At 69.5% G+C, this 15,919-nt stretch carries 7 protein-coding genes; 2 read left to right on the forward strand and 5 right to left on the reverse strand.

Translation table 11 applies throughout. The features are described 5' to 3' along the window. Window positions 1-9: 9 nt before the first annotated feature. Complete coding sequence (locus ACFOMP_RS14575; RefSeq protein ID WP_289894256.1) at window positions 10-783, reverse strand: hypothetical protein; 774 nt, start codon at window positions 781-783, stop codon at window positions 10-12. Window positions 784-1,076: 293 nt separating this feature from the next. On the opposite strand from ACFOMP_RS14575, the gene ACFOMP_RS14580 reads away from it, so the two are divergent. Then, on the forward strand, window positions 1,077-1,772 hold the full coding sequence (locus tag ACFOMP_RS14580) for a sugar transferase (protein ID WP_379031794.1): 696 nt from the start codon (window positions 1,077-1,079) through the stop codon (window positions 1,770-1,772). Between the two features lie 394 nt (window positions 1,773-2,166). Next, on the forward strand, window positions 2,167-3,372 hold the full coding sequence (locus ACFOMP_RS14585; protein ID WP_379031797.1) for a glycosyltransferase: 1,206 nt from the start codon (window positions 2,167-2,169) through the stop codon (window positions 3,370-3,372). Here ACFOMP_RS14585 and ACFOMP_RS14590 read toward each other — a convergent pair. From ACFOMP_RS14590 to ACFOMP_RS14605, 4 genes are read right to left on the reverse strand one after another with little or no spacing between them, the layout of a single operon-like run. Further along, window positions 3,353-3,976 (reverse strand): 4'-phosphopantetheinyl transferase family protein, encoded by a 624-nt coding sequence (locus ACFOMP_RS14590; RefSeq protein WP_379031800.1) that lies wholly within the window; start codon window positions 3,974-3,976, stop codon window positions 3,353-3,355. The two genes, ACFOMP_RS14585 and ACFOMP_RS14590, sit on opposite strands and share 20 nt — an antisense overlap. Continuing rightward, window positions 3,973-8,592, reverse strand: a complete 4,620-nt coding sequence (locus ACFOMP_RS14595) for a MupA/Atu3671 family FMN-dependent luciferase-like monooxygenase (protein ID WP_379031803.1) — start codon at window positions 8,590-8,592, stop codon at window positions 3,973-3,975. Before ACFOMP_RS14595 ends, ACFOMP_RS14590 begins: the two co-directional genes overlap by 4 nt. Further along, window positions 8,589-9,581 (reverse strand): glycosyltransferase family 2 protein, encoded by a 993-nt coding sequence (locus tag ACFOMP_RS14600; protein WP_379031926.1) that lies wholly within the window; start codon window positions 9,579-9,581, stop codon window positions 8,589-8,591. The genes ACFOMP_RS14595 and ACFOMP_RS14600 overlap by 4 nt, the downstream gene beginning before the upstream one ends. A 2-nt stretch (window positions 9,582-9,583) precedes the next feature. Continuing rightward, window positions 9,584-15,889, reverse strand: coding sequence for a type I polyketide synthase (locus tag ACFOMP_RS14605; RefSeq protein WP_379031806.1), 6,306 nt, complete (start codon window positions 15,887-15,889; stop codon window positions 9,584-9,586). Window positions 15,890-15,919 lie beyond the last annotated feature (30 nt).

Raw genomic sequence — 15,919 nt, forward strand, 5'->3', positions numbered from 1 at the left:
GACGGCGCGTCATTTCCCGGCGCCGAACTCCTGCACGGTCTCCCAAGCCAGGGCCTGCAGCACGGCGGCCTGATCCTTGGGCACCTCGGGATAGGGGCCGCCGCCGCCGGGGATCTGGTTGATCAGCCCCACCGGGCTTTCGCCGGTCAGCACGGCATAGTGAATCATGGCGAGATAGTAGAAGCCCCCGCCTTCGGTCGGGTGGATGTCGTCAACGAAGAAATCGCGGATCGTCGTGGCGCCGGGCACCCTGCCCGCCTCGATGGCATCATGCAGCCGGACCATGCCCAACCCGGCCGGGATCAGCCGCATCGGCTCTTGCCCCTTGGCAAGATCCTGGTTCACCTGGTCGGCGATCGCCTGCCATTGCGGCAGATCCGCCAGGATCCGGTCGCGCCAGGGCTTGGTCGACCCCGGCTCGATGTAATCCCAGGTCTCGTAAAGATAGGGCTTCACCTGCGGGTTGGACTGCCGGGCCAGGTCGACCCATTTCGCGGCATAGCCGGCGGTGTCGTGATAGTCGGCGGCCGAGGCCAGCGGCACGCGCTCGGTGATGACCAGCGCCCGGACGGGATGATTCGGCAGCCATTCGCGGCCGTTCACGCCCTGCGCGTATTGCGGGCCGGTCCACTGGATCTCCAGCGGTGCGCCGTTGATGATCTGCATCTCGACCGGCTCGCCCAGCAATTCCTGCAGCATCCCCGGCAGCGCCGGGCTGACAAGACTGTGGCCGATGTAGAGCGCCGAGACGCCTTCAATTAGAAATTGCAGAATACCGGTCATTTTAACAACCCTGACTTGTGGAAAACCTTTTGCCAAGATTACACTCAGTCTTTTCGGATTCCACAGCTTTCAACCGATAGTTGCCGGATATTATCGCGATCAACCTTTTGCTGCGCCAGCCAGGCCGATCACGCATTGACACAAGTCCGAAAGCCCGGGAAGCGGTCCGCCAAAAGTCGCGCAACACATTGAAAACAAACAAACCTATACTTTTCGTTAGGCCTTCGTTTCGTTCTAGTTTTATTCAAATGCAAGGCTATACTGCCCCCGTAGTGATTAGGACAGGTTTTAAAATGCGGCACAGTACCCATTTCGATATCGAGTCGCTCGACTCGGTGCTGCAAGCGGTCCCCAACGGCACCATCAAGCCTATCGGAGCCCGTTCGTTTTACTCCCGCTTTCTCAAGCGTCCCCTGGATCTGGTGGCAGTCATCCTGACCGCTCCGATCGTCTTGCCGCTGGTGATCATCCTGGCGCTGGTCATCTTGGGGCATGGCGAAAAGCCCTTCTATACGCAGGCGCGCGTAGGGCGCTCGGGCCGCAGCTTCCGGCTGTGGAAACTGCGCACCATGGTCGACGATGCGGACAAGCGGCTGGCGGAGTATCTGGCCGCCGACCCCCAGGCCAAGGCCGAATGGGATCTGACGCAGAAGCTGAAGAACGACCCGCGGATCACCAGAACCGGACATTTCCTGCGCAAGACCTCGCTCGACGAACTGCCGCAGTTGTGGAACGTGTTCCGCGGCGACATGAGCTTGGTCGGCCCGCGTCCGATGATGCTGGAACAGGCGCAGCTTTACCCGGGGGCGGATTATTACCACCTGCGTCCCGGCGTCACCGGGCTCTGGCAGATCTCGGACCGCAACGACAGCACCTTCGCGGCCCGCGCCACCTATGACGCGCGCTATGCCGCCGAACTGAGCCTTGCGGGCGACGTCACCATCATCGCCAAGACGGTGGGCGTGGTCCTGCGCTGCACCGGCTACTAGGACCGGTGCCCAGCCTGCTGGCGGTGCATCTCATTGCCTTCGATACACCTGAAGCGCCGCCATGCGACGAAAAGCGTGGCGGCCGTTCCGCTGACAGAGTATAGCAACAGCGCAGCCCAGAACGAGAGATCGAAGGCCATGACCCCGATCGCCGCACAGCCCAGCGCGATCGCCACGCCTATCGTCAGAATGCCGCCCAGGGGTCCTCTCCTCGAAATGCTCTGGTCCTCCCATGATACTGCCAAAGAAAAAACGAATCGCCAGACAAACTTTGGTGTCGTATTTGGTGTACTGCATATTTGCTCATTCATGACAAAAAATAGGCGCAATTCAGCCAGAATCTGATGCCGCGCTGATATTGGTAGGTTTTCCCTTTGCAGATAAGGAGCTGCCCTTGCGAATCGGCTATCTGGTCAACACCTATCCCCGCCCTTCGCACAGCTTCATTCGCCGCGAAATTGCCGCGCTCGAGGCCGAGGGACTGGAAATCCATCGCTTCGCCATGCGCGGCGATGCCGCGGCGCTAAGCGATCCCGCCGACCTGGCCGAACATGCCCGGACCGAGCGCGTGCTCGAGGCCGGAGGCCAGCGTTTGCTGGCCGGACTGGCGCGGCAAGCCCTGGCGCGGCCGGCACGGTTCCGGGCCGCCCTGCGCCTGGCGCGCCGCCGCGCCCGGGCCGGGGAATCGAGCCTGGCGCGGCAGATTATCTACCTGGCGGAAGGCGCCCATGTCGCGGCGCGGGCGCGCGAATTGGGCCTTCGCCATATTCACGCGCATTTCGGCACCAATTCGGCGCGGGTTGCGGCTTATGCGCGGCTTCTGGGCGGTCCGGGTTTCAGCTTCACCGTACATGGGCCCGAGGAATTCGATAACACCCAGCCGCTTGATCTGGGCGGAAAACTGGGCTTGGCCGAATTTTGCGCCACCGTCAGCAGCTATGGCCGCTCGCAAATGTATCGCTGGGCGGCACCGGGCGATTGGGAAAAGCTGCGCGTGGTGCATTGCGGGCTGGATCTCGACCGCTGGACGGACCCTGCGCCGCTGCCCGCCGGCCCCTTCCACATGGTCGCGGTGGGCCGCTTTGCCGAGCAGAAGGGGTTCGGCCTGCTGATCCGCGCCTTCGCCCTGGCCTGGCGCCGCAATCCCGCCTTGCGCCTGTCGCTGGTCGGCGATGGCGAACTGCGGTCGCAGATCGAATCGCTGATCGCGACCGAAGGCATGGGCGAGGCCGTCCGCCTGCTCGGCTGGCAGGACGAGGCCGGCGTCCGCGCCGCCATGAATGCCGCCCACGCGCTGGTCACCCCCAGCTTCGCCGAGGGTCTGCCGGTCGTCATCATGGAAGCCATGGCCTGCGCCCGCCCGGTGATCGCCACCTATATCGCCGGCATCCCCGAACTGATCCGGCCCGGGCAAGAAGGCTGGCTGGTCCCGGCCGGCGATGCCGAGGCGCTGGCCGAAACCATGCTACATGCCGCCGAGGCCGGTCGTGACACGCTGGAACGCATGGGCGCATCGGCCCGTGCCCGGGTCACGGAACGCCACGACATCCGCGAATCCGCCCGGCGTCTGGCGGCGCTGTTCAGCCGCTCCACAGGCTGACCGCCAGCCAATAGCCCTCCGCCCGCCCCCAGCGCCCACGGATCAGCCGGTCGCCCATGCAGGCGCGGAACCGCGCCGGACCGATCACCACCGGCACTTCGCGGAAATCCAGCATCCGCGCCGTCAGCGGATATTGCGCCTTGAACATCGCCTCCTTGGCGCAAAAGGCCAGCAAGGCATCCCCGGCACCGTTCAGCCGGAACGGCATGATGGTCTCGGCCAGCCCTTCGGGCAGGGTTCGGTCGCATGGTTCCAGATCGACGCCGACGCTTGCCCCGCCCGGCGGGGCGGCGATGGCAATGCAGTAATCGCCGCCATGCGACAGGCTGGCGCTGATGCCCGGCGGCAGGTCGGGCTGGCGGTCGGGGCGGGCCGGAATGGGGCGATCCGCCGGCAGGTCATGCCCGGCCTGCCGGATCGCCGCCCGCAGCGCCATGCGCCCCAGGGCAAACTCGCGCCGCCGCTTCGGGACGGCGCGGGCGATGGCCTCGGCCTCTCCGGGCAAAAGCGGCGCGGGCTCGGCCGCCAAGGGCAGCACCGCGCAGCCATAGCCCCGGGGCAGCAGGCGCCGCGCCAGCGCGTCGAGCGCCTGGGCGCCGCTCACCGCCCGCCGCGCAATTGCGCCCGCAAGGCCCGGCGCCGGGCCATGGCATCATCGCCGGCGCCCTCCGGTTCGGGCTCGGGGCGCACGGGCGCCACCGGCGCCGGCGCCGGCACCGCCGGAGCGACATTGTTCGCCGGCGCCAGCGAGGCGACATGCTTGAGGAAATCCGCCATGACCGGGAAGCGGAAGATATCCGTCACCCCCAGCCGCGGCAGCGCCAGCCGGTCGCGCATGGTCCGGTGCAACTGGATCGCCAGCAGCGAATGCCCGCCCAAAGCGAAGAAGTTGTCGCGCGGCGCGATCTGCTCGACGCCCAGCACCTCGGACCACAGCGCCTGCACCGCCTGCGCCAGATCCTCGGTCGGGGCGTTGGCGGCGACAGCGGTGGTGGTCTCGATGACCGCCGCCACCGCCGGAGCAGCGGCGACGGCCCCCGGCACCGGCAGATGCTTGCGGTCGATCTTGCGGTTCGGGGTCAGCGGCATCTTCTCCAGCCGCAGGATCCGGCCCGGCACCATATGCGCCGGCAGATGCGCCAGCAGCGCCTCGCGCAGCCCCTTCTCGCACAACTCGCCCGCGCCGGTGACATAGGCCACCAGCCGCTTGTCGCCGGGCGCATCCTCGCGCACCAGCGCCACCGCCTCGCGCACGCCGGGCTGGGCGGCCAGCTGCGCCTCGATCTCGCCCAGTTCGATGCGGAAGCCGCGCAGCTTCACCTGGTGGTCGGCGCGGCCGATATAGTCCAGCCCGCCATCCTCGCGCCAGCGCACCAGATCGCCGGTGCGATACATGCGCGCGCCCCAAGGCGCGCCGCGATCCGCGGGCACGAAGGGATCGGGCCGGAAGGCGGCCGCGGTCAGATCCTCGCGCCGCCAATAGCCGCGGGCGACGCCATGGCCGCCGATCCACAGCTCGCCCGGCGCGCCGGGGGGCACCGGTGCCCCGTCCGCATCCAGCACGTAAAGCTGGGTATTGGCGATCGGCCGGCCCAGCGTCACCTCGGCCGCATCGGTCAGGTCGGCTACCGTGGACCAGATCGTCGTCTCGGTCGGGCCATACATGTTCAGCACCCGCGCCCGCGTCGCCGCCCTGATCTCGGCCAGCAGCGAGGGCGGCAGCGCCTCACCCCCCACCATCACGCATTTCAGCCCGCCCATCGCCGCCGCGACCTGCGGGTCTGAGACCAGGATGCGCGCCATGCTGGGCGTGCATTGCAGATGCGTCACCTTCCAGCGCCGGATCTGCGCCGCGATCGAGAAATCGCCCTCCTCGGGCTCGGCGCCATGCGGGTTCACCTCGGCCCGCAGCCGCGCCAGCAGCGGGAAGCCGGCCATGACCTGCTCGGGCGCGATGCCATAGTCGATCAGGCAGGCGATCTCGCCCACGCCGATGGCCTTGAGCTGTTCGACCCGCGCGATCCCGTCCTCGATGGACCCGAACAGGCCCGAATCCTCGAAATAGCGCAGGAAGGCGAATTCCAGGATGCCGTCCAGCTCCTCCTCGGAGAGCGTGCCCAGGTCGATGGCCATCGGATTGGTCATCCCCGCCGGACGGCGGAAAGCCGGGAAATCCCAGGCATATTGCTTGACCAGCGCCGCGGCGCTTTTCAGGTAGTTCTTCATCGGCTCGCGGGCGATCTCGCGCGCCGTCTCGCGATCCTCGGCCAGGCAGGTGTGCAGCATCAACGTGACGGTGAAGCGCGCCGGGTCATGGCCGGCCTCGCGCAGCGCGGCGTGATAGTCCTTGATGCGGCTTTCCACCGTGTCGATGCTTTGCCCCAGCAGGTGGGTCAGCACGTTCATGCCCAGCCGCCCGGCCTCGACCCAGGTTTCCGGGTTGCCGGCGACGGTCATCCACAGCGGCAGTTCCTGCTGCACCGGACGCGGCTGCGTCACCACGCCGAACAGGCTGCCGTCCTTGCGCGGGAACTCGACCGCCTCGCCCCGCCACAGCCGGCGCAGCTGGTCGATGCCCTGGGCCAGCGCGGTCTTGTTGTTCGGCGGCGCGTTTTCCGGGCGCAGCACGAAATCGTCCGGCTGCCAGCCCGAGGCGATGGCCAGCCCCGCCCGGCCGGAGGTCAGGTTGTCGATCACCGCCCATTCCTCGGCCACCCGGGCCGGGTGGTGCAAGGGCAGCACGCAGCTGCCGGCGCGGACCGAGATGTTCCTGGTCACCGCCGCCACCGCCGCGCCGGACACCGCCGGGTTCGGATAAGGGCCGCCGAAAGCGTGGAAATGCCGTTCCGGCGTATAGACGGCGACGAAGCCATTCTGGTCGGCAAACCGCGCGCCCTCCAGCAGAAGCTGGTATTTCTTCGGGCCGGGGCCGTCGTCATTGCCCCAGTAGAACAGGCTGAAATCCATGCCGCCCGCGACCTCGCGCCGCGGCTGGGTCGGGGTCGAGGAAACCGCCAGCCGCGATTCCTCGCCCGCGATCACCAGCCGCAATCCGCGCGCCAGCGACCAGAAGATCTCCAGCACCGAGATGTCGAAGGACAGGCTGGTCACCGCCAGCCAGGCATCGCCCTGCTGATGCGGGATCACCGCGTCCATGCCGGCGAAGAAATTGGCGACGTTGCGATGCTCGACCATCACCCCCTTGGGGCGGCCGGTCGAGCCCGAGGTGTAGATCAGATAGGCCAGGTTTTCCGGCGCCACGGCCGAGACCGGCGCCGCGACCAGACCGTGCGGCAGGTCGGACGGGATGGTCACAACCTGTACACCGCGCGTCGGCAGCCGGTCGGTCAAACCGTCCTGGACCAGCACCACTCGGGCCGCCGAATCCTCGAGGTAAAGCTCGACGCGTTCGGCGGGATAATCGGGGTCCAGCGGCACATAGGCGCCGCCCGCCTTCCAGATCGCCAGCGCGCCGATCACCAGCTCGGGCGAGCGTTTCGCGAACAGACCCACCGGCTGGTCCGGGCCGACGCCCATCGCCACCAGCTTTTCGGCCAGCGCATTGGCGGCGCGGTCCAGCTGGCCGCGGGTCAGGCTGTGATCCTCGAAGGCCAGCGCCACCGCATCCGGGGCCTCGGCGGCCTTTGCCGCGATCAGCTCGTGAATGCAGGCCAGAGGCACGTCCACCTGGGTAGCGTTGCGAGCAACCAGCAGCGCCTCGCGCTCGGCCGCGTCCATCAGCGGGATGTCGCGCAACGCCGTGCTGCCGGGCAGCGCCAGGCCCGCATCCAGCGCCCGGGCCAGCCGCTGCGCCTGCGCCGGCGTCACGCGGGCCGGGTCATGGTCCAGCCAGGCGCCGTCCCCGGTCAGGGTCACGGTCAGCGCCGCGCCGCGGACCGGGCCGCGGGCATCGAGGCTGAGCGCCAGATCCGGCGTCGCCATGTCGCGCAGCTCGGGGGCGCGATGCAGCAGGTCGGCCATGAAGAAGCCGCGCGGCGCCTGTTCGGCGATCCGCGCCGCCAGCGCCTGCCCCAGATCGGCCAGGCTGCGGTCGCTGCGAGCCTCGACCGCCAGCGGCTGCCAGTCGGCGACGATCCCCGCCGCCTCGGGCTGGCCCTGCGGTCGCAGCGCCAGGTCGAATTCGGCCTGCCCGGCCAGACGCGCCAGCAGCGCCGCGGCCAGCGCGATCCGCTCGGGCGCGGCGCCGGGCAGCAACGACACGCGCTGCGTCACGCCCGAACCCTCGCCCGGCAGCACCGCCGGGTTCATCCGCGCCAGCCGGCCCCGCCAGAAGCCGTCATGCTTGGCGGCCTGCGCGGCGAGATCGGTCAGCCGCGCGGCCTCATCGGCGGCCAGCGCCGGGATCACCGCGCCGACCGGCGGCAATTCGCCGCGGAAGATCAGCCGGATCGCCGCATCCGCGGCGGCAATGGTCGCGACATCGCCGTGATGGGCCAGCACGGTGCCGGGCGCCGCACTGGCCGGCTCGGTCCCGGCCGAGGCGGAGACCGCCAGCACCCGGCCATCGGCCAGCCGAACCCCGGCCTCGGCCAGCGGGTTCCAGTAGCCGCCATGGTCGAGCCCGCGCACCAGCGCGCAGATGCGCCCGGCCGGCTGGGCAAAGTCGATCAGGCCCGCCGCCTCGGGGCGCTTGTCGCGGCCGACATAGCTGCGGCTCGCCAGATCCTGGCTGACCCGCTGCGGGCCGGCCCCCTCGAGCTGCGCCACCACATCGGCAAAGCTCTCGGCCCCGCGCGCGAAGCAGCGGGCGTTCAGCGTCAGGGCGGTGTCGTCGGGACGGATCTCGAACAGGGTCTGGGCCAGGATATCGCCCTCGTCCACGCCGCCTTCGATCATGTGCCAGGTGATGCCGTGCTGCGCCTCGCCGCCGATGATCGCCCAGACCGGGGCATTCAGCCCCGCCAGCCGCGGCAGCGGCCCGTCATGGAAGTTGATCGCGCCCAGCCGGCCGCGCGCCAGCATCTCGGGGCGCAGGATCGACAGGTTGGCGACGCTGAACAGCCAGTCCGCCGCCGGCGCCCCGGCGGCCATCGCCGCGTCCTGATCCTCGACCGCCAGACCGGCGCCCTGCGCCCAGTCGCGCAAATCGGGATTGCGCGTCACCACCGCAGCGATGCGATGCCCGCGCGCCAGCAGCGTCTCGGCCGCGTGGCGCAAGAGAGATTCGTTACCCACCAGAATCGCGGAAAATTGCGTCATGGCTTACCCTTTTCAACATGAACGGGCTTTGGTTGTGGACGGAAGGCGTGGCGCGTCAAATGCGCCAGATGGCCGGGCGGCCCATCCGGCTTGCGCCCCGACAGAAGGCAGCGCAGGCGGAACACGCCCGCGCCCCCCAGATGCGCGACCGTGGCCCAAAGCGCGCCCAGACGCCCATGATGTTTCTCGAAATAGCGGCGCCGGGAATCGTACCAGTAATCCGGCGCGCGCTTCCATTCCTTCATGCCGGTGCTGACCGAACCGATATGCAGCACCAGGCTTTCGACGACGTAATGGGTCTGCCAGCCCGCCAGCGCGGCGCGGCGGCACAGGTCGGTCTCCTCGTAGTAAAGGAAGAAGCCCTCGTCGAAGAGACCGATTCGATCCAGCACATCCATGCGGATCATCATCGACGCCCCGGCCGACCAGTCCACGCGACCCGATGTCTCGGGCTGCGGCAGCGCCACCACCTTGCGCCGCAGCAGGCGCGAGATCGGGCCGGTGCGGCATTCCGATTCGAACTCGCCAAGCGCGGTGGGAAAGCGGAAGGCGGTGCTGTGCCCCACGTCGTCGGTGCCGCGCAGGCGCGAGCAGGCGATCCCGGCCCGCGGATGCGCGCCCAGATAATCGACCAGCGCCCGGATCGAGCCGGGCTGCGGGATCGCGTCGGAATTCAGCAGATAGACCAGATCGGCGCGGCGCCCGTCCGGCAGGCCCTGGCGGATGCCGTGGTTGTTGCCGGCCCCGAAACCGCCGTTCCAGCCCGATTGCACCACGGCGACCCGGTCCGCGGGCCAGCCGCGCGCCCGCACCGCGTCCTGCATCGCCTGGTAGCTGCCGTCGCCGGAATCGTTGTCCACAAGGGTCAACCCGCCGTCGAGGCCCTCCATTTCGCGCAATGCGGCCTCGGCGGCCTGCAAGGACATCTCTGGCGTGCGCCAGTTGAGCACGATGACATGCACGCTGGGCGGGGTCGGGTTCCGGGTCATGGTCACTCTGCCGCCTTGATCCCGGCCGGGACGTCCATGTCGGCATCGGCCTCGCGCAGGATCTCGCGCAGGACCGAGGACAGGCGCCGCACATTCGGCTCGAGCACCATCGAATCGTGGTCGCCCGGCACCTCGATCACCCGCAGGCTCGGCATCCAGGGCGTCCAGCCATTGTCTTCGACCACATAGTCGCGGCCGGAATTGATCCAGCGCCCGCCGGTCGCCTTCCAGCGCTTGTCCAGAGGCGGCCGGAACATCGCCACCGGCCCGTCCCAGACCGAAAGCCGCAAGCTGGGCAATGCCGCCAGGAAGGCGGCCTCGATGGCCAGGTCGTGGAAGGCGCCGGTCGCCTCGGCAGCCACCTCGGCCTCGGCGGCCTTGGCCTTGCTGCGGCGCTGGAATTCATAGGCGACGCGGTCGCGCAGCCATTTCCAGACGAAGCCGGGCCCGCCCTCGCGCAGCTCGCCCAGCCGGATCGCCAGCCGGTCCTTGCGGCTGACCGGTTCGCGCTCCGGCAGGGGCGTGTCGAGCATGACCAGCATCGCCACCTCCTCGCCCGCGGCGCGCAGCTGCCGCGCCATCTCATAGGCGGTCAACCCGCCGCCCGAGAAGCCGCCGATCAGATAGGGGCCGGTCGGCTGCACCTGGCGCAGCTCGGCGATATAGTCGCGGGCGGCGTCGGTGAAATCCTCATGCGGCTTGTCCTCGCCCAAAAGGCCGCGCGCCTGGATGCCCCAGAAACGGCGGTCCGGCCCCAGCCGCTGCGCGAGCTGGCGCAGGTTCATGATGTTGCCGAACATGCCGGCGACCATGAAAAAGGGCGTGCCCTCGCCCCGCCCGCCCATATCGACGAGGAAGCGGAAGCGCGGCCGGGCCGAGACCGGCAGTTCGCGCACATTGTCGGGCGAGACCAGCTCGCGCGGGCCGGCGCGTTCCTCGACCAGCGCCGCCAGTTCGGCGATGGTCGGCGCCTCGAACAGCGTCGAGATCGGCAGGTCGACGCCGAAGGCCTTGCGCAACTGGCCGAACATGCGCACCGCGATCAGCGAATGGCCGCCCAGGTCGAAGAAGCTGTCGGCGGCGCCGACCTGGGCGATGCCCAGCAGTTCGGACCAGATCGCCGCCAGTTCGGCCTGAATGCCCGGCGCCGGCACGACGAAATCACTGTCGAGATCGGGGCGCTCGAAACCGCCTTCGGCGGGCGCGGCAGTCTCGGTCACGCCGGCCTCGGCGATCAGCGCCGGCAGCGCCAGAGACGAGACATAGACCTGCGAAAGCCCGGTCGAGATGGCGCGGCTGAGCATGGCGGGGCCGATGGCGGCCGGGATGCCCTGGCTGATGTTGTGATGCAAGCGCCGCTCGGCCGGGGACAGGCTGCGGGCGGGCTGCACCCGCGCCGGCGGCGTGGCGGAAATCGCCGCCGCCAGCTTGCGCAGCGCGAAGCCCTTGATCTCGGCGCAGACGGTTCCGTCCGGCGCGGCCAGGGTGATGTCGAACTGCGCCATGCCCTGCGCGTCGCTGTTTTCGCCCGCGTTGCGGATGCGGCTGGTGACCTGCGCCGGCAGCGGCGCGTAAAGCCGGATCGAGCGATAGCCCATCGGCACCCAGAGGACTCCGGGCGTCCAGCCCTTGATCAGCGGCATCGCCCAGCCGGTGGCGATGTCCAGCAGCGCCGGATGCGCCAGCCATTCCCCGGCCTCGGCGGCGTATTCGGGCGGCAGCGCCAGCTCCGCCACGCCCTCGTCTTCGGCGATGCGATAGCGGCGCAGCACCTGCCAGCGCGGGCCGAAGGCCATCTGGCCTTCCTGCGCCGAGGGCAGCGCCGCGCCCTGCCCGTCCCGGTCCCAGCCGCCGACGGTTTGCAGCGCCTCGGGGGCGGCCTCGGGCAATCCGGCGATCAGGGCCGAGACGTTCGGCTCGCCCTGCGGGTCGTCGAGGATCTCGATGCGCATCGCATCGCCCTCGGGCTGGACGCGGGTGCTGACCAGCGCGGTGTCCGCGACCAGCACCGGGCGGCGGAATTCCAGATCGCGGATCACCAAGGGCAGGGTCAGCCCGCATTCCAGCGCGGCTTCCGCGATCAGCTCGATCCAGCCGGTGCCGGGCATCAGCGCCTGGCCGCTGGCGGTCTTGTGACCACCGATGATCCAGTCCTGCAGCTTCAGCGCGGTGCGGAATTCGCGCCCGCCCGGCATGGGCAGGCTTTCGTCCAGCAGCGGCCGGCCCTGCGGCACCGCCACGGCCGAGGCGGTGTCGAGCCCCATGGCCCGCGCCGCCATGCCGGCATCGGCCCAGACGCCCCAATTGACCGCGACCACCCGGCCCAGCGCCGCCGGCGCCGCCCGCGCCACCGCGTTCAGGTATTCGTTGGCGGCGACGTAATCCGCCTGCCCCGCCGGCGCGATCACCGAGGAGGTCGAGGAGAACAGCACCGTCAGCGTCGCGGGATTCTCTGCCAGCGCCTCGATCAGCGCCCGGGTGCCCAGCAGTTTCGGCGCCAGCACGTCCCAGGCGTCGTCGTCGGTCTTGGCGGCGATCAGGCTGTCGCGGATCACGCCCGCCGCATGCAGCACCACGTCGAGGCTGCCGAAACGCGCCTTGGTCTCGGCCACGGCGCGGGCCATGTCCTCGGGGCTGGTCACATCGGCGCGCAGCGCCAGCACCTCGGCGCCCAGCGCTTCCAATTGCCGCACCGAGGCGGTGACGGCCGGCGAATCCACCCGGCCGCGCGTGGTCAGCGCCAGCTTCGCGCCGCCGTGCCGCGCCAGTTCGCGGGCAATGGCCTGGCCGATGCCGCCGAAGCCGCCGGTGATCAGACAGGCGGCGCCCTGCGGGATGGCGGCCATGCCGTCATCGGCCAGCGCAACCTTTTCAAGGCTTTGCTCAAAACGGCGCCCGTCGCGCCAGGCGGCGACGGCGGCGCCCGAGGGGGCCAGCGCCTCCTCCAGCAGATTGGCGGCCAGCGCGTCCAGACCGCCCTTGGCCGGCACGCGGATGTCCACCAGACGGGCCGAGACATTCGGCATCTCATGCGGCATGACGCGGACCGGACCGGCTGCGGCGGCCTTTTCCGGCGCCGGCGCCGGTTCGTCCGCGACGCGCAGCGCGTCGTTGCAGACCGCGATCAGTTCCAGATTCGCATCGGGCAACTCGGCGCCGATGGCCTGCGCCAGATGCAGAAGGCCGAAGAAGCCGCGTTCGAGCTGGCTGTTGAGCAGGCTGGAGCCGGGGCGGAAGCGCGCGCCTTGCGTCACCGACCACAGATGCAGGATGCGGTCCGGCACCATGTCCTGCGCCGCCAGCGCGGCCAGCAGCATCTCGTAACCCTCGCGGTCGGATTCGACCGGCAGCAGGAAGCGGCCGTCGCCGCCCGGAACCGTCTTGTCGGCGAAGGTGTCGCCGACCTCGACCACCGCGACGCGCTGGCCGCGCGATCGCAACCCCTCGGTCACCCGCTCGGCAAGGCCCAGGTCGTCGGCAAAGACCAGCCAGTTCCGCGCGCCCTGCGCCACCGGCCCCTGCGGCCCGATCTCGATATTGGGCGAGGCGAGTTTCCAGGCCGGGCGCCAGCCCCATTCCGCCGGTTCCTCGATCCGCGCCAGTTCTTCGGCGGTCTCGGCCGCGGCATGGGCGGCACGCTCGATGAAATAGCGCTTGCGCTGGAAGGCATAGCCGGGCAGCGACAGGCGCCGGCGCCGGGCGCCGCCCCAGACCTGATCCCAGTCGATCTGCCCGCCGCAGGCCCAGAACCGCGCCAGCGCACCCATGAAATAGCTGTCGTCGCCGGTCGCATGGTCGCGGTGGCGCAGGGTCGAGATCACCTGGTTGGCGGCGACCGCCGGATGCGCCTTGGTCATGGCCTGCATGGCGCGGCCCGGCCCGACCTCGACGAACACCCGTCCCGGCACCTGCGCCAGATGCGCGATGCCGTCGGCAAAGCGCACCGTGCCGCGCAGATGCCCGATCCAATAGTCGGGGCTGGTCGCCTCGGCCGCGGTCAGCACCTGGCCCGAGCGGTTCGAGATGATCGGGATCCGCGGCGCGTTCAGCCGGATCGAGGCGAGATAGGCGCGGAATTCGCCCAGCACCGGCTCAAGCAGCCGCGAATGCGCGGCGATGGCGATGGCGATGCGCTGGCATTCCACCTCGCGCGCCGCCATGCGCGCGGCGAAACGGTCCAGCGCCGCGTCGGGGCCCGAGACCACCGACAGGCCCGGCCCGTTCACCGCCGCAAGGTCCAGCTCCAACTCGGTCAACTCGGCGGCGAAATCCTCGGGCGGCAGCGGCACCGACAGCATGCCGCCGGCCGGCACCCGGTCCATCAGCAACCCGCGCAGGCGCACCAGGCCGATGCAATCTTCGAAGGACATCACCCCGGCGATGCAGGCGGCGGTATTCTCGCCCATGGAATGGCCGATCAGCGCGGCGGGCGTCACGCCCCAGCCGATCCACAGCTGCGCCAGCGCGTATTCGGTGATCATCAGCAGCGGCAGTTGCAGCGAGGGCTGCAGAAGCCGCCGATCCGCCTCGGCCTCGGCCCCCGGCTCGGGCAGCCAGAGCGCGCGCAGGTCGGTGCCATGCGCCTGCGCCATGTGGTCGAGGCCGCGGTCCATCCATTCGCGGAACACCGGCTCGGTCTGGTAGAGCCCGCGCGCCATCCCGGCATATTGCGCGCCGCCGCCGGGCAGCATGAACACCGCCTCGGCCGGGTCGCCCACCGGCTGGTGATCGAAGACCAGCAGCGGATCGGGCTCGGCCAGAAGCCGCGCCGCCTCGGCCGCCGTCTCGGCGACCAGCACGCGGCGGCGGTCGAACTGCCGCCGGCCCTGGGTCAGGGTAAAGGACAGGTCGGCCATGTCCACGCCCGGATTGGCCGAAAGCCAGCCCGCCAGCGCCGCCGCATTGGCGTCCAGCGCCGCCTTGTTGCGACCCGAGACGGCGATGATGTGGAAGGGCCAGTCGGATTCGCCCGCAGCCTCGGCCGCCGGCGGCTCTTGCAGGATCACATGCGCATTGGTGCCGCCGACGCCAAGCGAGTTCACCCCCGCCCGGCGCGGCCCCGGCATCGGCCAGTCCGAAAGCCGGTCGTTGACCTGGAACGGCCCGCCCTCGAAGTCGATGGCGGGGTTGGGCTTTTCATAGTTCAGGCTGGGCGGGATCTTGCCGTGATGCACCGCCAGGGCCGATTTGATCAGCCCGGCGCCGCCCGCCGCGGTGTCCAGATGGCCGATATTGGTCTTGACCGAGCCGATGCGGCACGGTCCTTGCCGCCCGCCTTCCGAAAGCCGGGCATAGGCCTGGTTCAGCGCCGCAACCTCGATCGGGTCGCCCAGCGCAGTGCCGGTGCCGTGGCATTCGACATAGCCGATGCTGTCCGAGGACACCCCGGCCATCACCAGCGCCTCGGCCACCGCCTGCGCCTGGCCCTCGACGCTGGGCGCCAGGTAGCCGGCCTTGGCCGCACCGTCATTGTTGATGGCCGAGCCCTTGATGACCGCCCAGATATGGTCGCCATCGGCCAGCGCATCGCGCAGCCGGCGCAACGCCACCACCGCCGCGCCGCTGCCGAAGACCGTGCCCTGCGCGCGATGGTCGAAGGCATGGCAATGGCCGTCGGGCGACAGGATCTCGTTCTCCTTGTAGAGATAGCCCAGGCCATGCGGCAGCTCGATGGTCACGCCGCCGGCCAGCGCCATGTCGCATTCGCCCGATTGCAGCGACTGGCAGGCCATGTGGATCGCCACCAGCGAGCTGGAACAGGCGGTCTGCACGCTGAGGCTGGGCCCCGTCAGGTCGAAGACATGGCTGACGCGGGTGGACAGGAAATCCTTGTCGTTGCCGGTATGGCGCAGCAGGAAATGCCCGACACCGTCCACCAGGTCGCGGTTCGAGCAGAGGTTCGAGTGGTAATAGGTGCCCATGCCGCAGCCGGCCCAGACGCCGATATTGCCGGAGAAACGCTCGGGCGGGTGGGCGGAATCCTCCAGCGCGTGCCAGCAGGTTTCCAGGAACTTGCGGTGCTGCGGGTCCATGATCGCCGCTTCCTTGGGCGAAAGCCCGAAGAACTCGGCATCGAATTCGTCGAACTGCGCGAGGATGGCGGCCGAAGGCACATAGTTCGGATCCGCCAGCCGCGCCCGCGACTCGCCCCGCGCCAACAGCTCGGCTTGCGACAGGCGCTGGATCGATTCGACCCCGCGGCACAGATTGTCCCAGTAGTCCGCGACGCCCGCGGCACCCGGCAATTGTGCCGCCATGCCGACGATAGCGATATCACTGTCCTCAACGACGGTCTTGTCGAAGGCCATGGAAGTGCCTCTTTCAACTCGTGGAACGCC

It is taken from the genome of Paracoccus simplex (assembly GCF_042648325.1).
In the GTDB taxonomy this organism is placed as follows: Bacteria; Pseudomonadota; Alphaproteobacteria; order Rhodobacterales; family Rhodobacteraceae; genus Paracoccus; species Paracoccus simplex.